The organism is Enterobacter sp. BIDMC109 (assembly GCF_001037885.1).
Taxonomy (GTDB): Bacteria; Pseudomonadota; Gammaproteobacteria; order Enterobacterales; family Enterobacteriaceae; genus Enterobacter; species Enterobacter hormaechei_C.
This window is the reverse complement of record NZ_KQ090002.1, coordinates 3,692,600-3,713,142: the sequence shown is the minus strand read 5'-3', so window position 1 is coordinate 3,713,142 and position 20,543 is coordinate 3,692,600. Positions and strand designations below refer to the sequence as shown.

17 protein-coding genes and 1 riboswitch are annotated in these 20,543 nt (G+C 57.8%); of the genes, 5 read left to right on the top strand and 12 right to left on the bottom strand.

Annotation, left to right across the window (positions count from 1 at the left end; translation table 11 throughout):
• Nucleotides 1-93 precede the first annotated feature (93 nt).
• From polB to araB, 4 genes are all read right to left on the bottom strand, one after another.
• Entirely contained in the window at nt 94-2,451 is a 2,358-nt protein-coding gene (gene polB / locus SK62_RS17490; protein ID WP_047718821.1) for a DNA polymerase II, read from the bottom strand.
• A 156-nt stretch (nt 2,452-2,607) separates the two neighbouring features.
• Nucleotides 2,608-3,303: an L-ribulose-5-phosphate 4-epimerase gene (gene araD / locus SK62_RS17485; protein ID WP_015572655.1), complete on the bottom strand. Its 696-nt coding sequence runs from the start codon at nt 3,301-3,303 to the stop codon at nt 2,608-2,610.
• Nucleotides 3,304-3,389: 86 nt separating this feature from the next.
• Nucleotides 3,390-4,892: an L-arabinose isomerase gene (gene araA, locus SK62_RS17480; RefSeq protein WP_047718818.1), complete on the bottom strand. Its 1,503-nt coding sequence runs from the start codon at nt 4,890-4,892 to the stop codon at nt 3,390-3,392.
• 10 nt (nt 4,893-4,902) lie between these two features.
• On the bottom strand, nt 4,903-6,612 hold the full coding sequence (araB, locus tag SK62_RS17475; protein ID WP_045344457.1) for a ribulokinase: 1,710 nt from the start codon (nt 6,610-6,612) through the stop codon (nt 4,903-4,905).
• Nucleotides 6,613-6,949: 337 nt separating this feature from the next.
• On the opposite strand from araB, the gene araC reads away from it, so the two are divergent.
• Nucleotides 6,950-7,795, top strand: a complete 846-nt coding sequence (gene araC / locus SK62_RS17470; RefSeq protein ID WP_003856402.1) for an arabinose operon transcriptional regulator AraC — start codon at nt 6,950-6,952, stop codon at nt 7,793-7,795.
• A gap of 118 nt (nt 7,796-7,913) precedes the next feature.
• Nucleotides 7,914-8,681: a DedA family protein gene (locus SK62_RS17465; protein ID WP_017383796.1), complete on the top strand. Its 768-nt coding sequence runs from the start codon at nt 7,914-7,916 to the stop codon at nt 8,679-8,681.
• A 28-nt stretch (nt 8,682-8,709) separates the two neighbouring features.
• Here SK62_RS17465 and thiQ read toward each other — a convergent pair whose 3' ends face one another.
• The 4 genes from thiQ to sgrR all read right to left on the bottom strand — a co-directional run bounded on the left by thiQ (nt 8,710) and on the right by sgrR (nt 13,785).
• The gene (gene thiQ, locus SK62_RS17460; protein ID WP_032103038.1) at nt 8,710-9,408 is read right to left on the bottom strand and encodes a thiamine ABC transporter ATP-binding protein ThiQ; all 699 of its coding nucleotides are present in this window, start codon (nt 9,406-9,408) and stop codon (nt 8,710-8,712) included.
• Complete coding sequence (thiP, locus tag SK62_RS17455) at nt 9,392-11,002, bottom strand: thiamine/thiamine pyrophosphate ABC transporter permease ThiP (RefSeq protein ID WP_032670574.1); 1,611 nt, start codon at nt 11,000-11,002, stop codon at nt 9,392-9,394. Before thiP ends, thiQ begins: the two co-directional genes overlap by 17 nt.
• Nucleotides 10,978-11,961, bottom strand: coding sequence for a thiamine ABC transporter substrate binding subunit (gene thiB / locus SK62_RS17450; protein WP_045347207.1), 984 nt, complete (start codon nt 11,959-11,961; stop codon nt 10,978-10,980). Before thiB ends, thiP begins: the two co-directional genes overlap by 25 nt.
• A gap of 31 nt (nt 11,962-11,992) precedes the next feature.
• Nucleotides 11,993-12,093, bottom strand: a riboswitch (TPP riboswitch).
• A 36-nt stretch (nt 12,094-12,129) separates the two neighbouring features.
• Nucleotides 12,130-13,785, bottom strand: a complete 1,656-nt coding sequence (sgrR, locus tag SK62_RS17445) for an HTH-type transcriptional regulator SgrR (protein ID WP_032652559.1) — start codon at nt 13,783-13,785, stop codon at nt 12,130-12,132.
• A gap of 88 nt (nt 13,786-13,873) precedes the next feature.
• Between sgrR and sgrT the strand changes: the two genes are divergently transcribed.
• From sgrT to SK62_RS17430, 3 genes are all read left to right on the top strand, one after another.
• Nucleotides 13,874-14,026 carry a glucose uptake inhibitor SgrT gene (gene sgrT, locus SK62_RS17440; protein ID WP_045347210.1) on the top strand — a complete coding sequence of 51 codons (153 nt, stop codon included), beginning with the start codon at nt 13,874-13,876 and terminating at the stop codon, nt 14,024-14,026.
• Nucleotides 14,027-14,147: 121 nt separating this feature from the next.
• Entirely contained in the window at nt 14,148-15,326 is a 1,179-nt protein-coding gene (locus SK62_RS17435; protein WP_015572661.1) for a sugar efflux transporter, read from the top strand.
• A 215-nt stretch (nt 15,327-15,541) separates the two neighbouring features.
• Nucleotides 15,542-15,694, top strand: a complete 153-nt coding sequence (locus SK62_RS17430; protein ID WP_010427008.1) for a Hok/Gef family protein — start codon at nt 15,542-15,544, stop codon at nt 15,692-15,694.
• Nucleotides 15,695-15,785: 91 nt separating this feature from the next.
• On the opposite strand, the gene leuD is transcribed toward SK62_RS17430, so the two are convergent.
• The 4 genes from leuD to leuA are packed head-to-tail and all read right to left on the bottom strand — an operon-like array spanning nt 15,786 to nt 20,467.
• Nucleotides 15,786-16,391 carry a 3-isopropylmalate dehydratase small subunit gene (gene leuD / locus SK62_RS17425; RefSeq protein WP_015572662.1) on the bottom strand — a complete coding sequence of 202 codons (606 nt, stop codon included), beginning with the start codon at nt 16,389-16,391 and terminating at the stop codon, nt 15,786-15,788.
• 10 nt (nt 16,392-16,401) lie between these two features.
• Nucleotides 16,402-17,802, bottom strand: coding sequence for a 3-isopropylmalate dehydratase large subunit (gene leuC, locus SK62_RS17420; RefSeq protein WP_017383791.1), 1,401 nt, complete (start codon nt 17,800-17,802; stop codon nt 16,402-16,404).
• A gap of 2 nt (nt 17,803-17,804) precedes the next feature.
• Nucleotides 17,805-18,896 carry a 3-isopropylmalate dehydrogenase gene (gene leuB, locus SK62_RS17415; protein ID WP_017694521.1) on the bottom strand — a complete coding sequence of 364 codons (1,092 nt, stop codon included), beginning with the start codon at nt 18,894-18,896 and terminating at the stop codon, nt 17,805-17,807.
• Nucleotides 18,896-20,467, bottom strand: coding sequence for a 2-isopropylmalate synthase (leuA, locus tag SK62_RS17410; RefSeq protein ID WP_017383789.1), 1,572 nt, complete (start codon nt 20,465-20,467; stop codon nt 18,896-18,898). Before leuA ends, leuB begins: the two co-directional genes overlap by 1 nt.
• Nucleotides 20,468-20,543 lie beyond the last annotated feature (76 nt).

The window sequence follows — 20,543 nt, the reverse complement described above, 5'->3', positions numbered from 1 at the left end:
AGTTCGACCCCGTCAAAAAAGACGGTCATCGAAAAATGGGTCCGGGAATGGAAAGGGCGCTATGGTACTGGATGGCAACGGTTTCGTCACGCGTCAAAATAGCCCAAGTTGTCCTGTCACTAGTGTAGCAAAGTCGTCATTGATGAACGGTAAAATTCCCTCCGCAACCGGCTGAAGCTGGCGGGTCAGGTAGTGATCGTAATCAAGCGGAGACTGCTGGTAATCAACGGGTTCCGGGCCGTTAGTTGTCCAGACGTATTTGATCGTACCCCGGTTCTGATACTGCGGCGCACGGCCCCGGCGAACATTCTCTTCATCCGCCAGCCGCGCGGCGCGTACGTGGGGAGGAACGTTACGTTGATATTCGGCCAGCGGGCGGCGCAGGCGCTTGCGATACACCAGCTGGTCATCCAGTTCACCCGCCATCAGGCTGGCGATGGTGTCGCGTACGTAGTCCTGATAGGGCTCGTTGCGAAACACCCGCAGGTAGAGCGTCTGCTGGAACTGCTGCGCCAGTGGCGTCCAGTCGGTGCGCACCGTCTCCAGCCCTTTAAAGACCATCCGCTGCGTGTCACCTTCCTGAATCAGCCCGGCGTAGCGCTTCTTGCTGCCCTGGTCGGTTCCGCGAATGGTCGGCATTAAAAAGCGGGCAAAATGGGTTTCAAACTCCAGCTCTAACGCGCTGGTTAACCGCTCTTTTTGCAAATTTTCGCGCCACCAGTCGTTCACGTAGGCGACCAGTTCTTTGCCGATTCGCGCGGCGTCGTCTTCTGAATGGGCCGCTTTCAGCCAGACAAAGGTGGAGTCGGTATCGCCATAAATAACGTCATAGCCCCGGGATTCAATCAGCGCTTTGGTCTGGCGCATAATGTCGTGCCCGCGCATGGTGATGGAAGACGCCAGCCGGGGATCAAAGAAGCGGCAGGCGCTGGTACCCAGCACGCCGTAAAAGGCGTTCATAATGATTTTCAGCGCCTGTGAGAGCGGCTTGTTGCCGTGGCGTTTCGCCTCGTCGCGGCCGTGCCAGATGTTTCCCACAATTTCGGGCAGGCAGTGTTTTTTCCGCGAGAAGCGAGCTCCAAGAAACCCTTCGGTGCTGTGCGCATCGTCTGGCTGGGCCATCCCCTCCACCAGCCCCACCGGATCAATCAGAAACGTGCGGATAATTGACGGGTACAGGCTTTTATAATCCAGCACCAGCACCGAGTCATACAGTCCGGGCCGTGAATCCATCACGTAACCGCCGGGGCTGGCCTGCGGCGGCACGTCGCCGAGGTTAGGGGCGACATAGCCTGCCCGGTGCATCCGCGGGAAATAGAGGTGGCTGAAGGCCGCTACCGAGCCGCCGTGCCTGTCGACCGCGAGACCGTTCACCGTTGCGCGTTCCAGCAGGAACGGCATGATCTCGGTTTTGTGGAAGATCTGCGTCACCAGCTCGCAATCTTTCAGGTTATAGGTAGCGAGCGCCGGCTTATCTTCATTAAAGCGCCGGTCGATCTCGTCCATTCGGTCCCAGGGATTGTCGATGGATTTACCTTCGCCGAGCAGCGCCTGGGCGACCGCTTCCAGCGAGAAGGAAGAGAAGTTCCAGAAGGCGGATTTCAGCGCCTCGATACCGTCGATAATCAGGCGACCGTTAGCCTGTGCAAAGAATACGCCGTTCTTAAAACCGTGCTCACGCCACTCCAGCTCGCTGTTGCCGCGCCCCAGAATCAGCGGGATACGGTAACGCTCGGCATGTTTTTGCAGCACGCGCAGGTCAAACTGCACTACGTTCCAGCCGATCAGAACATCCGGATCGTGCTCGGCAAACCACTGGTTAAGCTTCTCCAGCAGTTGCGGGCGGCTGTTGACGTACTCCAGATTAAAATCCAGCGCGGACGCATCGCCGTTCGGCGGCCCGAGCATATAGACAACCCGCTGCCCACAGCCTTCCAGGCCAATGCAGTACAGTTCGCCATGGCGGGTGGTTTCAATATCCAGCGACACCCACTTTAGCGGCGGGCGATAGTGCGGATTAGGCTTCAGGCGCGCGTTAACGATCCTGCCGTTTTGCGCGGTGCCATCTACCCAGACGGGGGCGGTGATAAACCGCTCCATCAGAAAGCGTTCAGGCGGGCGAATGTCGGCCTCGTAAAGCGTCACGCCTGCTTCACGAAGCAGCTTTTCATAGCGCATTAACTGGCGATGGGCGCGGCAGTAGAGGCCGTAAACCGGCTGGCGGTGGAAATCTTTCAGTTGGAGCGGCGTAAGGCGCCAGTTGTTTTCGCCGCGTAGCAGTTGTTTCACTTTCTCGACGTGAGCTTCAGGAATAAAGGCCACGGACTCCTGCGGCGGGAGCGTAACGTTTAGTGGGCCGTTGTCCGTTGCCAGCCAGAATTCAACCTCAGTACCCTGAGGGGTATCCCGCCAGTGTCTGGTCAGTAAAAAGCCTTCTTGCGCCTGCGTCACGGCGTTATCCCATAAAACAAAACCAGGCCTGATTATAGCCTGGTTGAGGGGTGTTTGCTGGGGTTTTATACAGTGCCCGTTCCGCCGGATGGCGCTGCGCTTATCCGGCCTACAGGTTCCGCAGGCCTGGTAAGCGCAGCGTCACCGGGCAAGGGTTTACTGCCCGTAGTAGGCTTTCGCACCGTGCTTACGCAGGTAATGCTTATCCAGCAGGGTTTGCTGCATATCCGGCAGCTGCGGTGCCAGCTGGCGGCAGAAGATCCCCATATAGGCGACTTCCTCCAGCACGATCGCGTTGTGCACCGCGTCCTCCGCGTTTTTACCCCAGGCAAACGGGCCGTGGGAGTGCACCAGCACGCCGGGCATTTGCGCCGCGTCGATTCCCTGTTTTTCGAAGGTTTCGACAATCACGTTCCCCGTTTCCCATTCGTACTCACCGTTGATCTCCGCATCGGTCATCAGACGCGTGCAGGGAATGGTGCCGTAGAAGTAGTCCGCGTGGGTGGTGCCGGTGGCCGGAATAGGCTGGCCCGCCTGCGCCCAGATGGTCGCGTGACGCGAATGGGTATGCACAATCCCGCCGATGGTCGGGAAGGCCTGATACAGCAGGCGATGAGTGGGCGTATCGGAGGAGGGCTTTTTATTGCCTTCAACCACTTCACCCGTTTCGATGCTGACCACCACCATGTCTTCTGCGGTCATTACCGTGTAATCCACGCCGGAAGGCTTGATCACGAACACCCCTTTTTCCCGGTCAACGGCGCTGACGTTGCCCCATGTCAGGGTTACGAGGTTATGTTTTGGCAGCGCCAGGTTGGCTTCGAGTACCTGACGTTTGAGATCTTCTAACATTGTCGTCTCCTGCCGGATGGCGCTGCGCTTATCCGGCCTACAGAACCGTAGGCCCGGTAAACGAAGTGCCACCGGGCACTCCGTACTTAGCGTTTTGAACCGTAATAGACTTCGTTCCAGCGCAGCGCGTCTTTAAAGGCTGGCAGACGGGTGTCGTTATCAATTACGGTCAGTTCGATGTCGTGCAGCTCGGCAAAATGACGCATATCGTTCAGGTCAAGCGCGTGGCTGAATACGGTGTGGTGCGCGCCGCCGGCCAGGATCCAGGCTTCCGAGGCGGTTGGCAGGTCAGGCTGCGCTTTCCACAAAGCGTTGGCGACCGGCAGCTTCGGCAGAGAATGCGGGGTTTCAACCGCATCGACGCAGTTCACCAGCAGGCGGAAACGATCGCCGAGGTCGATCAGGCTGGCGTTAATGGCCGGGCCGGTACGGGTGTTGAAGATCAGACGGGCCGGATCCGCTTTGCCGCCAATGCCGAGGTACTGCACGTCGAGGATCGGTTTCTCTTCAACCGCGATGGATGGACACACTTCCAGCATGTGCGAGCCGAGCACCAGATCGTTGCCGTTCTCGAAGTGGTAGGTGTAGTCCTCCATAAAAGAGGTGCCGCCCTGTAGACCGGTCGACATCACCTTCATGATGCGAAGCAGAGCGGCAGTTTTCCAGTCGCCTTCGCCCGCAAAGCCGTAGCCCTGCTGCATCAGACGTTGTACCGCCAGACCCGGGAGCTGTTTCAGGCCGTGGAGATCTTCAAAGGTGGTGGTGAAGGCATGGAAGCCGCCCTGTTCCAGAAAACGCTTCATGCCCAGCTCAATACGTGCGGCATCCAGCACGTTCTGGCGCTTGTCACCGTTGACCTGTGCCGCAGGCGTCAGGCGATAGCTGCTTTCGTACTCGTCCACCAGCGCGTTAACGTCGCCATCGCTGATGTCATTCACCACCTGCACCAGGTCGCCCACCGCCCAGGTGTTGACGGAGAAGCCAAATTTAATCTGCGCGGCCACTTTATCACCGTCGGTGACCGCCACTTCGCGCATGTTGTCGCCGAAACGCACCACTTTCAGGTGGCGGGTATCCTGCTTAGATACCGCCTGACGCATCCAGGAGCCAATGCGTTTTTGTGCCTGACCGTCCTGCCAGTGCCCGGTCACCACGGCATGCTGTTGACGCATGCGCGCGCCGATGAAGCCGAACTCGCGGCCGCCGTGCGCGGTCTGGTTCAGGTTCATGAAGTCCATGTCGATGCTGTCCCACGGCAGGGAGGCGTTGAACTGCGTGTGGAATTGCAGCAGCGGTTTGTTGAGGATAGCCAGGCCGTTGATCCACATTTTGGCTGGCGAGAAGGTGTGCAGCCACACCACCAGGCCAGCGCATTTGTCATCGTAATTGGCATCGCGGCAAATGTTGGTGATTTCGTCCGGGGTGGTACCCAGCGGCTTCAGCACCAGTTTGCACGGCAGTTTGGCTTCCGCGTTCAGCGCATTCACAACGTGCTCCGCGTGTTTCGTCACCTGCTGCAACGCTTCCGGTCCGTACAAATGCTGGCTGCCAATCACAAACCACACTTCATAATTATTAAAAATGGTCATTATCGTGTCCTTAATGTGTCAGGGTTGCCGTAGTATCCGCGGTGCTTTTGGCCGGGGCGGCGACAGGGAGATAGTGAAGTTCGGCGCTTTTTGCCCATTGCTGGTAGCGCTGATAAAGCTGTTCAAAGCGTTGTGCCTGCTGAGTCTGCGGCTGGAGCGTACTTTCGACGGCGCTCGCCATATGCTGTTGCGCGGTCGGGATATCCGCATGTACGCCTGCGGCCACGGCAGCGAAAATCGCCGCGCCCAGCGCACAGCACTGATCGGAGGCCACAATTTGCAGCGGCCGGTTCAGCACGTCGCAGCAGGCCTGCATAATCACCGGGTTTTTACGGGCGATGCCGCCCAGCGCCATCACGTTGTTCACGTCAATGCCCTGCCCGGTGAAGCACTCCATAATGGCGCGCGCGCCGAATGCGGTGGCGGCGATCAGGCCGCCAAACAGCGCGGGCGCGTCGGTCGCGAGGTTGAGATCGGTAATCACCCCTTTCAGACGCTGGTTGGCAAACGGCGTACGACGCCCGTTGAACCAGTCCAGCACCACCGGCAGGTGGTCGAGAGACGGATTTTTTGCCCAGGCTTCGGTGAGCTGCGGCAGGAGCTGTTTTTTGCTCGCGGTAATCTGTGTTTTCAGTTCAGGATGCGCGGCTGCCAGCTGATCCAGCGGCCAGCCGAGCACACGGCCAAACCAGGCGTAGATATCGCCGAAGGCGGACTGACCCGCTTCGAGGCCGATAAAATCGGGTACCACGCTGCCGTCAACCTGACCGCAGATGCCTTTCACCGCGCGGTCGCCGACGCTGGCTTTATCTGCCGTCAGAATGTCACAGGTGGAGGTGCCGATAACTTTCACCAGCGTGTTGGGCTGCGCACCCGCGCCCACGGCACCCATATGGCAGTCGAACGCGCCGCCGGAAATGGTCACGTTTTGCGGCAGACCGAGGCGTTTCGCCCACTCTTCGCAGAGCGTGCCGACCGGAATATCGGCGGTGAAGGTGTCGGTAAACAGCGGGTATGTCAGGTTTTTGTTGATGATCGGATCGAGTTCATCGAAGAACGTTGCCGGAGGCAGCCCCCCCCAGCTTTCATGCCACAGCGATTTATGCCCGGCGCTGCAACGGCCGCGGCGGATATCCTGCGGGCGAGTGGTGCCGGAGAGCAGGGCGGGAACCCAGTCGCATAGCTCAATCCATGATGCCGCTGCCTGTGCGACCGACGCGTCCGCGCGGGTAACGTGCAGGATCTTGGCCCAGAACCACTCGCTGGAGTAAATCCCGCCGATGTAGCGGGAGTAGTCAGTTTTGCCCGGCTGATGGCATAAGCGGGTGATGGCTTCCGCCTCTTCCACGGCGGTATGGTCTTTCCACAGCACAAACATGGCGTTCGGGTTGTCGGCAAACTCCGGTCGCAGCGCCAGTACGCGGCCTTCGGCATCGACAGGGGCAGGCGTTGAGCCGGTGCTGTCGACGCCAATCCCCACGACATCGACCCGCTGGGCGTCCGTCAACTCTGCCAGCACGGTTTTGATCGCCGCTTCCATTGATTCAATGTAATCACGCGGGTGGTGGCGGAACTGGTTGTTCGGCGCATCGCAGTAGCGCCCCTCTTGCCAGCGCGGATACCACTCAACGCTGGTTGCTATCTCCAGGCCAGTCGTACAGTCCACTGCCAGCGCGCGAACTGAGTCGCTGCCAAAATCGAGGCCAATTGCAATTGCCATGGTGTTGCTCCATCCAAAAAACAGGTATGGAAGAACATTAGAGACTGGGGACAAAAATCGTCAGGCAGGATCCGCTAATCTTATGGACTAAATTGCTGTAGCCACGCAAAGTGTGACGCCGTGCAAATATTCTATGTGGACATTTCTGCCGCACTTATAGACACTTTTGTTACTGCTTATCTGCCCGTACTGGCGGACAAATCAGGGGGAAAGGCTGAAACATGGCGGACGTAAAAGAGGCGTGATGCTTTTTGGATCTTTTCGCGGGCCATTTTTATACTGCTTTTATCGATATGGACAATTGGTTTCCTTCAGGACCCTTGGGAGAACTGAATCTATGGCCGAACCGCAAAACGATCCCTTACTGCCGGGCTACTCATTTAACGCCCATCTGGTGGCGGGGCTGACGCCTATTGAGGCCGAGGGATATCTCGATTTTTACGTCGATCGCCCTCTTGGCATGAAGGGATATATCCTGAACCTGACCGTACGCGGAGAAGGGGTCGTCAAAAACGGGGATCAGCAGTTTATCTGCCGCCCCGGTGATATGCTGCTGTTCCCGCCGGGGGAGATCCACCACTACGGGCGCCATCCGGATGCCAAAGAGTGGTATCACCAGTGGGTCTATTTCCGTCCGCGCGCCTACTGGCAGGAGTGGCTCTCGTGGCCGGCCATTTTCGCCCATACCGGTTTATATCGCCCGGATGAGGCGCATCTGGCGCAGTTCCGTGAGCTGTTCGCACAGATTATTGAGGCAGGGCAGGCGGGCGGGCGCTACGCCGAACTGCTGGCCATCAACCTGCTTGAACAGGTGCTGCTGCGCCGCATGGAGGCCATCAACGAGTCGCTTAATCCGCCGCTGGACAACCGCGTCCGCGACGCCTGCCAGTACATCAGCGACCACCTTGCCGACAGCCAGTTTGATATTGCCAGCGTCGCCCAGCATGTGTGTCTGTCGCCGTCACGGCTCTCTCATCTGTTCCGCCAGCAGCTTGGCGTGAGCGTACTCAGCTGGCGTGAGGATCAGCGCATCAGCCAGGCGAAACTGCTGCTCAGCACCACCCGAATGCCTATCGCCACCGTCGGGCGTAACGTCGGCTTTGAAGATCAGCTCTATTTCTCTCGCGTGTTTAAGAAGTGCACCGGTGCCAGCCCGAGCGAATTCCGTGCGGGATGTGAATAATCGGTAAACATTCAGGTGAACTTCAGGCGCATCTTGTAAACTATTCAGACAATTGATGCCTTGACGCGGTGCAGGGCGCTAAGCAGAATCGCTGATTCGTTTTCTGACCGGAATAGTTATGCAGGCATTGCTGGAACATTTTATTACCCAGTCCGTTATGTATTCGCTCATCGCCGTGGCGCTGGTGGCGTTTCTGGAGTCGCTGGCGCTGGTCGGGCTGATCCTGCCCGGCACCGTGATGATGGCGGGGCTTGGGGCGCTTATCGGCAGCGGCGAGGTCAATTTCTGGCAGGCGTGGATGGCCGGTATCATCGGTTGTTTGCTGGGGGACTGGATCTCCTTCTGGCTGGGCTGGCGCTTTAAGAAGCCGCTGCACCGCTGGTCGTTCATGAAAAAAAACAAAGCGCTGCTGGATAAAACCGAGCACGCGCTGCACCAGCACAGCATGTTCACCATCCTCGTGGGGCGCTTCGTTGGCCCAACGCGCCCGCTGGTGCCGATGGTGGCCGGGATGCTGGATCTGCCCGTCGCGAAGTTTGTGGTGCCGAACATCATCGGCTGCGTCTTCTGGCCGCCGTTCTACTTCCTGCCGGGGATCCTGGCGGGCGCGGCCATCGATATTCCTGACGGTATGCAAAGCGGCGAGTTCAAGTGGCTGCTGCTGGGAACGGCGGTCCTGCTGTGGCTGGCGGTCTGGCTCTGCTGGCGCCTGTGGCGCAGCGCGAAAGCCAGTGTTGATCGCCTGACGCGCTATCTTCCGCGCACGCGCCTGCTCTGGCTGGCCCCGCTGACGCTGGGAGTGGCTGTCGTGGCGCTGGTGGCGCTGATTCGCCACCCGCTGATGCCGGTGTACGGTGAGATCCTGTTGAAGGTGGTGAGCCGTTAAACGCCGGGCGGCACTGCGTTTGCCCGGCCTACGGTCTTATACCCAGTAATCCTGACGCGCTTTCTTTCCCGCTCATTAAGGCGTCGGTTGTTCCATCCCACAAAATACGTCCCTCCGCGATCACTACCGATCGCGGCGCGATGCGTGCGGCATCTTCGATGCTATGCGAAACCATCAGCATCGTCAGTTGCTCGCGCTCGCAAACCTCCTCAACCAGCGAGAGCATCTCCTGACGCAGGGCCGGGTCGAGCGCCGAAAAGGGTTCGTCGAGCAGCAGCAGCGGCTGCTTGCGCACCAGACAGCGTGCCAGCGCCACGCGCTGGCGCTGGCCGCCGGAAAGCTCACCCGGTAGTCTGTTGATAAACGCAGCCAGGCCCATTTGTTCGGCGATCGCCTCCAGCGTCTGACGCTGCGCAACACTGAGCTTTAACCCCGGATCCATACCCAGCGCGATGTTCTGCCACACCGTAAGATGATTGAACAGATTGTTTTCCTGGAACAGCATCGACACCGGGCGCGTAGCCGGCGGAGCGTAGGTATACTCGCCATTATCAATGACGATCGACCCGCTGGCAGGCTGCAAAAAACCGGCAATCAGATTGAGCAGAGTACTTTTTCCGGCCCCGCTGGGGCCAAGTACTGCGATTCGCTCTCCCTGACGAACGGAGAGGGTAAAACGCATTGGCAGGTGCTCATAAAGCCAGGTTACATCAGTCAGTTTTAACATCACGCCCCGGAAGTTTTTCGATAACGGTAAATAACGCAAAGCACAGCACCAGCAGTAAAAGTGCCGTGACGGCGCCGTCCTGGCTACGATAGGAGCCAATTTGCTGATAAAGCCAGAACGGCAGCGTGCGGAAATCCTCGTTGCCAAAGAGGGCCACAACGCCAAAATCGCCAATCGACAGCACGCAGGCAAACGCCAGCGCCTGAGCCAGCGGACGCTTTAGCGCGCGCAGTTCGACCACCTTCAGACGCTGCCAGCCCTGCATGCCCAGCGACTGACACAGCAAACTGTAGCGGCTGTTGACGTCGCGCATCGGGTTTTCCAGCACCTTGAGCGCGTAAGGGATAGCCATCAGCGCGTTGGTAAAAATGACGATGCCGTCGGCGCTTTCCGGCAGGCCGATGGTGCTGTTGAACAGTAAAAAGAATCCGGTCGCCAGCACAATACCCGGCATCGCCAGGATCAGCATACCCGTCAGTTCCAGCGCGTGTCCGGCTTTACGGGCATGACGCGCGTACAGCTCGCGGCTGCTCCAGAGCAGCATCATGGTCAGGATCACGCACAGCAGCCCGGCTGCCAGCGCGATGCGCAATGAGGTCCACGTCGCCTGCCACAGGACAGGCTGTTGCAGTACCGACAACACATTGCGATTCAGGCCATCAACGATAACGGCCAGCAGCGGGGGCAGCAGAAGCAGGAGGGCCAGCGCGATCAGCATAAAATCCGCGACGCGGCTGTGCAGGCTGTCCTGCGGATCGCGCCAGCCTGTCAAGTGATTGCTGCCTGTGGGGATCGCTTTACTCAGCCGCTGGCTGAGTAACACCAGCGCCAGGCAGCAGACCATCTGCACCATCGCCAGCAGCGCGGCGCGGCCCGGATCGTAGTCGTAACTTAAGGCCTGATAGATCGCCAGCTCAATGGTGGTGGCCTGCGGCCCGCCGCCGAGAGAAAGCACGGTCGCGAAGCTGGCGAAGCAGAGCATAAAGATTAGCGCGGCCACCGGGGCAATCTGGCGTCGCAGCCACGGCCATTCGACAAAGCGGAAGAACGACCAGCCGCGCATGCCAAGCTGGGCGGCAATCTGACGCTGCTCACCGGGAATGTTTTCCAGCGCCTGTAAAAAGAGGCGCGTCGCCATCGGCATATTGAAAAAAATATGCGCCAGCAGAATGCCTTTCAGGCCGTAAGGGGAGAAGGTCCATTCCAGACCAAGCAGGTTGAAGAGGGATGCCAGCCAGCCCTGCCGACCGTAGACGCTCAGAATACCGAACACCGCTACCAGCACGGGCAGGATCAGCGTCATCGCGCACAGCCGCAGCAGGGCAAGCCTGCCGGGGAAACGTCTGCGATAGAGGGCGCGTGCAAGGAAAATGGCCGGGATCGTCGACAGCAGCGCGGAGAGAAACGCCTGCCAGAAGGAGAAACGGATGACGTGCCAGAGATAGCTGTCGTGCCAGAGGGCGAGCAGATCGCTCTCTGGCGCGTTAAACCACAGCGCAAGGAATGCACCCAGGCTGACGACCACCATCAGTATGGCGGCGAGCAGCCCGGGAACTAACCAGCCGGGGATCAGCGGCTGACGGCGCGTTGCCATTCACTAATCCATGCGGCGCGCTGGGCGGCAACCTGCTGCGGCGTAAATTCCAGTGAGGTTTGCGGCTTGTTTAGCTGCTCAAAGCCTGCCGGCAGCGCAACGTCAGTGACCGGGTACATCCAGTTTCCTGTCGGAATAGCATTCTGGAATGCCGGGGAGACCATAAATTTCAGGAATTTTTCGGCAAGCTCCGGCTGTTTGCTCGCGGCGGTGCGGGCGGCCACTTCCACCTGCAAATAATGCCCTTCAGCAAAGTTCGCGGCGGCGTAGTTATCCTTCTTCTCGGCGATAATGTGGTAGGCCGGAGAGGTAGTGTAGCTCAGCACCAGATCGCTTTCGCCTTTCAGGAACAGGCCGTAGGCTTCGCTCCAGCCTTTGGTGACGGTAACGGTTTTCGCGGCCAGCTTCTGCCACGCTTCCGGCGTTTTATCCCCGTAGACTTTCTGCATCCACAATAGCAGCCCCAGACCCGGGGTGCTGGTACGCGGATCTTCATAAATTACGCGCCATTTCTGGTCACTTTCGACCAGCTCTTTCAGGCTTTTGGGCGGATTCTTCAGCTTGTTTTTATCGTAGACAAACGCAAAGTAGCCGTAATCAAAGGGAACGAAGGCGTCGTTTTTCCAGCCGCCCGGTACGTTGACGGCATCTGACGCCACACCGCTTTTGGCGAACAGTCTGGTTTGGGTGGCGGCTTCCAGCAGGTTGTTATCCAGCCCGAGCACCACGTCGGCTTTGCTGTTTTTGCCTTCCATGCGCAGACGGTTGAGCAGCGAGACGCCATCTTCCAGCGCCACGAATTTCAGCTCGCAGTTGCAGTCGGCTTCAAAGGCTTTTTTAACCACCGGGCCGGGGCCCCAGTCGGCGGAGAAGGAGTCGTAGGTGTAGACCGTCAGAACGGGCTTAGCAAAAACAGGCAGCGCAAACAGCGCCAGCAGAGGAAGAACGTTTTTTAACACTTTGCACCTCAGGGTTGAGTGGCAAAGGATTTTGAGAGACAGCCTCAAATCCCTTCGCCGGCGTTATCCGGATCAGGTTCGACGGGTATTATCTCAGCGCACATCAGTGATGCAGCACCCCGTTGAGAACGGCGCTATTGTAATGATTTGGTGAATATTACGAAAGCGTTATGGCTCCGGCGGCGCAAACCAGGCGGATTTAAAATCAAACCAGCCGAGGGTATTCATCCGCAGGCCGCGCATGCTGCGCTGCCCCTGGATCAGCAGCCAGTGGTGAATCAGCGGTACGATCGTCTGCCCGGTCAGTAATTCCTGACACCAGGCGGCCAGATCCATTTCTCCCGCCCGCCACCGCGCGGCGTCCTGCTGCCAGTCCCGGTTGATACAGTGCTGAATCAGGGGCACTTCGTACAGGTGAGAAAAGAGCGAGAAATCAAGCGGCAGCGTAAAGTTTGCGCTGTTGAGCCAGATATCGCTGATGACGTCTCCGCGATGCCATTCATCATAATCGACTTCCTGTATCGCCAGCGTCACGCCTTCGGCTGCCAGCAGCGTGCTCATGATCCTCGCCAGAAAACGATGCTCAATGTGATCGCGATAGTAGCTGAGGGTGATGGTCTCCAGTCCGGCAGGCTTTTCGCTGCGGACGGGCTGCGCATGGTGCCAGCGTGGGAGCAGGCCATAGGCCGGGAACCACCAGGTCTGGTATTGCTCCTCTGCGTGATAAATCAGGTTAGCGGGCGCCAGAATATGGCTTATCCACCTGCGGACGTCGTGGTTTGCCCCGCGATGGCTGCGGCTATCAAAGAGCAGGTAGTAGCAGCCCTCCTCCAAGCGGCTTTCGAACGCCTTTTCACCGGCTGTTGGCCCTTCCAGGGTCAGGCCTGCGCTCAGCTCTTCGTTGAGATCCGGTAACACCCAGACGTTCACTTCGTCGATCAACGCCCTATAGCCAAAGTAATCATCAAAGGCGCGGATCTTCAGCTGATTACTGTTATTTCGTGTAACGGAGTAGGGACCCGTACCAATCGGCTGGCTGGAAAAATTGTTCAGGGAGCGCCACTCGGCAGGCAGGATCATTGATGGCACGTAGCCCAGAAGCCACGGAAGCCATTTGTCCGGCTGCGAAAGCTCAATATCCAGCGTCCAGGCCGTTGGGGAGTGGATCCGCGTGATATGCGAATAGAGCGGCAGCGTGCGGGCGCGCTCTAAAGAGGCGATAACGTCGCGCATCTCCAGCTCGCGTCCATGGTGGAAATGAATGCCGGGGCGTAGAAAGAAGCGCCAGTGCAGCGGAGACACCTGTTGCCAGTGATGGGCAATATCCGCTTCCAGTTCCCCGTTTTCCTCATTTATCCGCGTCAGACCGCTGAATATCTGCCGGGCCATGTGGGTTTCAGAGCGACGTAACGCCGTACCGGGCAACAGATTTTTCATTGGGCGGTAGTAAAGTACCCGCAGAATGTGGCGTCCCTGACGAAAGCTGCGTCCCAGATGCGAGACCAGCATCTGGCGCACGGCGGCTTTGTCGCCCACCAGCTGGACCAGCTGATCGATGCGGTCCTGCTCCAGCAGATCCTCCGCCCGCTGTTGCTGTAACGCCAGGCCGGTATAAAGGAAAGTCAGGCGCGAACGCTTGCCGCGTCCGGCTTCGGCCTCCCAGTTTAGCCAGCCCTGCTGCTGCATGGTATTAAGGAGCGTGCGCATATGACGCCGGGAGCAGTTGAGGAGCTCGGCCAGCTCGTTCAGCGTGGTCTCCTGCGATTGCCCCTCGCAGCACTGCCAGAGGCGGATAAATTGTTGTTGCAGACGACCGGAAGGCATAAAAGGGGAACTCCTGACAAAAAATCAGCAATTTATTAATCCCTATATTAAGCCAATAATCCTTTTCGATGAAGCGAGGAGGTAAATTATGAAGAGGTCTACCGCACGTCAGTTTTATCAGCACTATTTTTCAGCGACAATGGGAGTGTCCTGGCTGGCCCGCCAGTGCGCAGAGCAGCGGCTGAGAATACTGGAAGATCTGATGCAGTGGGACGTTACGAAACCGACCTCTTCTCGCTAACTCGCCTCGATCATGTGTGACTGAGTATTGGTGCTAATCACCCGCCAGCAAAATGTTTTTTGCTGGCTTTTTTCGTTTACTATTTCACCCAATTTCGATTCGCTTTCATAAGGACTTGCGCATGCTCTGGTTGATGACGATGGGGCGACGCCTGAATGGCGTGTACGCCGCTTTTATGCTGGTGGCCTTCATGATGGGCGTGGCCGGCGCGCTACAGGCGCCGACGTTGAGCCTGTTTCTCAGCCGCGAGGTGGGGGCGCAGCCGTTTTGGGTGGGCCTGTTCTACACCGTCAACGCCATTGCCGGGATCCTCGTCAGCCTGTGGCTGGCGAAACGATCCGACAGCCAGGGCGATCGCCGCAAGCTGATCCTCTTTTGTTGCGCCATGGCCGTGGGCAACGCGTTGCTGTTTGCCTTCAACCGCCATTACCTGACGCTCATTACCTGCGGCGTGCTGCTGGCCTCTCTGGCGAACACCGCCATGCCGCAACTGTTCGCCCTGGCCCGGGAGTACGCCGACAGCTCGGCGAGGGAAGTGGTGATGTTCAGCTCGGTGATGCGTGCGCAGCTCTCTCTCGCGTGGGTCATCGGTCCGCCGCTGGCGTTTATGCTGGCGCTGAACTACGGCTTCACCACCATGTTTTCCATCGCGGCGGGGATTTTTGTCATCAGCCTGGCGCTGATAGCCTTTGCGCTGCCATCGGTGGCGCGCGTAGAGCAGGTGACGGACAAGCCCATCACGCAGGTGAGCGGCTGGCAGGATAAAAACGTCCGCATGTTGTTTATCGCCTCCACGCTGATGTGGACCTGCAACACCATGTACATTATTGATATGCCGCTGTGGATCAGCAGCGATCTGGGACTGCCCGACAAGCTCGCGGGTATTCTGATGGGCACCGCTGCCGGGCTGGAGATCCCGGCGATGATTCTGGCGGGTTACTACGTCAAACGTTTCGGAAAGCGTCGGATGATGGTCGTCGCCGTGGCGGCCGGGGTACTGTTCTACGCGGGGCTGATCCTGTTCCATTCGCGTGAAGCCTTGCTGGCTTTACAGCTGTTTAACGCGGTGTTTATCGGAATCGTTGCCGGGATAGGCATGCTCTGGTTCCAGGATTTAATGCCGGGGCGCGCAGGCTCCGCGACCACGCTGTTTACCAACAGTATCTCTACCGGCGTGATTCTGGCAGGGGTGATTCAGGGGGCACTGTCGCAAAGCTATGGGCATGCATCCGTGTACTGGGTGATCGCAGCGATTTCGCTCGTCACGCTGATGCTGACGTGCCGGGTAAAAGACGTTTGATTCTGGAAGGCGGCTTCACGAAATGAAACGATTTTCTGACAGGCGCAGAGAAGGCGCATAGAGTGCGTGACGGGTGCTTGAGGCTGTTTGCCTCAGGCTTTCGCAAGAGGCAAACAGTGGAGAGTCCCACATCAAAAAACTGATGGGGAGACCAACTTCACAACCAACATTGCGAGGTTAGTCTCTTCATTGCCGAAAAGCAATAAGGAGGCTGAATGCCAAAACGTACTCTGCTGTTAGGTTTGTTTCTGATCTGTACGACGCTGTTGATCTTCACCTGGATGGTGCGCGACTCGCTGTGTGAGCTGCACTTCAGACAGGAGAAAACAGAGCTGGCGGCAGTGTTGGCTTACGAAGCAAAACGTTAGCAGTATTGGCGGGGAGTTTTCCCCGCCACTCCAGAGTGGTTGAGCCTCAACGCACCCTTATCAATGGCCCGCGCCCTGCGGGCCATTGCCTTTAACCCATAAACGCAGGCTGTTTTTTCTCGTAAGCGGAGATAGCCTCTTCGTGTTGCAGCGTCAGGCCAATGCTATCCAGACCGTTCAGCATGCAGTGGCGGCGGAACGCATCAATGCTGAAGCTGTAGATCTTATCCCCGGCTTTCACCACTTCCGCTTCCAGATCCACCTCAAACGAAATCCCCGGATTCGCCTGCACCAGCGCAAACAGTTCATCGACCTGTTCGTCACTCAGCGTCACCGGCAGCAGCTGGTTGTTGAAGCTGTTGCCGTAGAAGATATCCGCGAAGCTCGGGGCGATAACCACCTTAAAGCCGTAGTCGGTTAATGCCCAGGGCGCATGTTCACGCGACGATCCGCAGCCAAAGTTTTCCCGCGCCAGCAAAATGGAGGCGCCTTTGTATTCCGGAAAGTTCAGGACGAATTCCGGGTTCGGCACTTCGCCTTTATCGTCGAGGAAACGCCAGTCGTTGAACAGATGCGCACCAAAACCCGTGCGCGTCACTTTCTGTAAAAACTGCTTAGGAATGATCGCGTCGGTATCGACGTTAGCGGCGTCCAGAGGGACAACCCGGCCCGTATGTTGGGTAAATTTCTCTGCCATGATTGTCTCCTTATTTCAGGCTGCGAATATCGGCGAAATGACCGGTGACTGCCGCAGCGGCGGCCATTGCCGGGCTGACCAGGTGGGTGCGCCCACCGCGGCCCTGACGGCCTTCAAAGTTACGGTTGCTGGTGGAGGCACAGCGCTCGCCCGGATTCAGGCGGTCGTTGTTCATGGCCAGACACATGGAGCAACCCGGCAGGCGCCACTCGAAGCCTGCTTCAATAAAGATCTTATCCAGACCCTCCGCTTCCGCCTGGGCTTTCACCGGCCCGGAGCCCGGCACAACCAGCGCCTGCACGCCCGGCGCCACTTTGCGGCCTTTAGCAATTTCTGCCGCTGCGCGTAAATCTTCAATACGGGAGTTGGTACAGGAGCCGATGAATACTTTATCAATGCTCACGTCGGTCAGCGGTACGCCGGGTTTCAGCCCCATGTAAGCCAGCGCTTTTTCCGCACTGGCACGTTCGACCGGATCGGCAAAGGAGGCCGGATCAGGAATGCTGTCGTTGACGGAAATCACCTGGCCCGGGTTGGTGCCCCAGGTGACCTGCGGGGCGATCTCTTCCGCCTGTAACGTCACAACGGTATCAAAAATTGCCCCCTCGTCCGTTTTCAGGGTTTTCCAGTACGCTACCGCGTCGTCAAAATCCTGTCCTTTCGGGGCATGCAGACGCCCCTTCACATAATTGAAGGTGGTTTCGTCTGGGGCCACCAGGCCTGCTTTGGCGCCCATCTCAATGGCCATGTTGCACAGGGTCATACGACCTTCCATGCTCAGCGCCTGGATAGCGTCGCCGCAGAATTCCACGACGTGACCGGTGCCGCCTGCGCTGCCGGTTTTGCCGATAATCGCCAGCACGATATCTTTCGCGGTGATACCCGGCGCAGCTTTACCCTTCACTTCAATCTTCATGGTTTTGGCGCGGCCCTGCTTCAGGGTCTGCGTCGCCAGAACGTGTTCAACTTCAGAGGTCCCAATCCCGAACGCCAGGGCGCCAAATGCGCCGTGCGTCGCGGTGTGGGAGTCGCCGCAGACGATGGTCATGCCCGGCAGAGTAATCCCCTGCTCAGGCCCCATTACGTGGACGATCCCCTGATAGGGGTGGTTCAGATCGTACAGCTCAACGCCAAACTCGTTGCAGTTCTTAATCAGCTCCTGCATCTGAATGCGGGCCATCTCACCCGAGGCATTAATGTCTTTGGTTTGGGTGGACACGTTGTGATCCATCGTGGCAAAGGTTTTACCCGGCTGACGCACCGGGCGCTTATGCGCGCGCAGGCCGTCAAATGCCTGAGGAGAGGTCACTTCGTGTACCAGATGACGGTCGATGTACAACAGTGGGGTTTCGTTTGGTGCTTCGTAAACAACGTGCGCATCAAACAACTTCTCATATAACGTCTTAGCCATGATTACACCCCTTCAGCGACATAGCGGGCAATGATGTCGCCCATTTCATCGGTACTGACTGCCGCCGTGCCGCGTGCTAAATCACCGGTACGGACGCCTTCTTCTAATGCCCGGTTAATGGCGTTTTCAATTGCGGTTGCTGCATCGCCTGCATCCAGGCTGTAGCGCAGCAGCAGAGCCAGGGAGAGGATCTGCGCAATCGGGTTGGCGATGTTTTTACCTGCGATATCCGGCGCGGAGCCGCCCGCCGGTTCGTACAGGCCAAAGCCTTCTTCGTTCAGGCTGGCCGAGGGCAGCATGCCCATGGAGCCGGTGATCATCGCGCATTCATCCGAGAGAATATCGCCGAACAGGTTGGAGCACAGCAGCACGTCAAACTGGGACGGATCTTTGATCAGCTGCATCGTTGCGTTGTCGATATACATATGTGACAGCTCAACGTCCGGGTACTGCCTGGCAACTTCACTGACGATTTCGCGCCACAAAATAGACGACTGGAGCACGTTCGCTTTATCAATAGAGGTCACTTTACGGCGGCGTTTGCGCGCTGACTCAAACGCGATATGAGCGATACGTTCAATTTCAAAACGGTGATACACCTCGGTATCAAACGCTTTCTCATGCTGACCGCTGCCTTCGCGGCCTTTTGGCTGACCGAAGTAGATCCCGCCGGTCAGCTCACGCACGCACAGGATGTCGAAACCGTTGGCGGCGATATCGGCGCGCAGCGGGCAAAACTCTTCCAGCCCCGGGTACAGCTTCGCCGGACGCAGGTTGCTGAACAGTTTGAAGTGTTTACGCAGCGGCAGCAGCGCGCCGCGCTCTGGCTGCTCTGCTGGAGGCAAATGTTCCCACTTAGGGCCACCCACGGAGCCAAACAGAACGGCATCGGCATTCTCGCAGCCTTCTACAGTCCCTTTCGGCAGGGGAGTACCGTGGTTATCAATGGCAATACCGCCCACGTCGTAGTGGCTGGTGGTAATTTTCATCGCAAAACGCGAACGTACGGCTTCCAGTACTTTCAGCGCCTGTGTCATCACTTCCGGGCCAATACCGTCACCCGGCAACACAGCAATATGGTAATTCTTCGACATCACACGGTTTCCTTGTTGTTCTCTTTATTCTGAGCTTTGCGTTGCAACTCTTTTTCGACTTCGGCGGCGCGCCAGATGTTGTTCAGGACATGCACCATCGCTTTCGCGGAGGATTCAACGATATCTGTCGCCAGACCCACACCGTGGAAGCGGCGACCGTTATAGTTGACGACGATATCAACCTGGCCCAGGGCGTCTTTACCGTGCCCTTTTGCCGTCAGGTCGTATTTCACCAGCTCTACGTCGTACTCAGTGACGCGGTTAATCGCCTGGTAAATGGCATCCACAGGGCCGTTACCGTTGGCGGCTTCCGCTTTAATTTCATCGCCGCAGGCCAGCTTGACGGAGGCGGTAGCGATATCACTTGAGCCTGACTGAACGGTGAAGTAGTCCAGACGGAAGTGTTCTGGCTCTTCCTGCTGTTTGTTGATGAATGCCAGCGCTTCCAGGTCGTAATCGAAGACCTGGCCTTTCTTGTCAGCCAGTTTCAGGAATGCGTCGTACAGCTGATCCATGTTGTAATCGCTGTCCTGATACCCCATCTCTTCCATACGGTGTTTCACCGCCGCGCGGCCAGAGCGCGAGGTCAGGTTCAGCTGAACCTGGTTCAGACCGATGGATTCCGGAGTCATGATTTCGTAGTTTTCACGGTTCTTCAGCACGCCATCCTGGTGAATACCGGAGGAGTGAGCGAACGCGCCAGTACCAACAATCGCCTTGTTCGCCGGGATCGGCATATTGCAAATCTGGCTCACGGTCTGGCTGGTGCGCCAGATTTCGTTGTGATTGATGCGAGTGTGTACGTTCATAATGTCTTTGCGCACCTTGATCGCCATGATCACTTCTTCCAGCGAGCAGTTGCCGGCGCGTTCACCAATGCCGTTCATTGCCCCTTCTACCTGACGCGCGCCGGCGTGGACGGCAGCGATGGCATTGCCCACAGCCAGACCCAAATCATCGTGGGTGTGAACAGAGATGATGGCTTTATCAATATTAGGTACGCGGTCGTACAGGCCGGTGATGATGTTAGAGAACTCAAACGGCATGGTGTAGCCGACGGTATCCGGGATGTTGATGGTTCTGGCTCCGGCATTAATCGCGGCTTCCACTACACGGGCCAAATCGTCAATCGGCGTGCGGCCTGCATCTTCACAGGAGAATTCGACGTCATCAGTATAGTTACGCGCGCGTTTAACCATATACACCGCACGTTCGATCACTTCATCCAGCGTGCTGCGCAGCTTGGTTGCAATGTGCATGGGGGAGGTGGCAATGAATGTATGGATACGGAAGGCTTCTGCAACTTTCAGGGATTCCGCGGCCACATCAATATCTTTCTCAACGCAGCGAGCCAGACCGCATACGCGGCTGTTTTTGATGGTGCGGGCGATGGTCTGTACTGACTCGAAATCACCCGGCGAGGAGACGGGAAAGCCGACTTCCATTACGTCTACACCCATGCGTTCGAGGGCCAGCGCAATTTGCAGTTTTTCTTTAACACTCAGGCTCGCCTGTAATGCCTGTTCACCGTCACGTAAAGTAGTATCGAAAATAACGACTTGCTGGCTCATGGGTTAGGTCCTTGTCAGTCTTAGGGCGCCTTGCTACGAGCATAAAAAAACCCGCGCAGTGGCGCGGGTTTTTAGT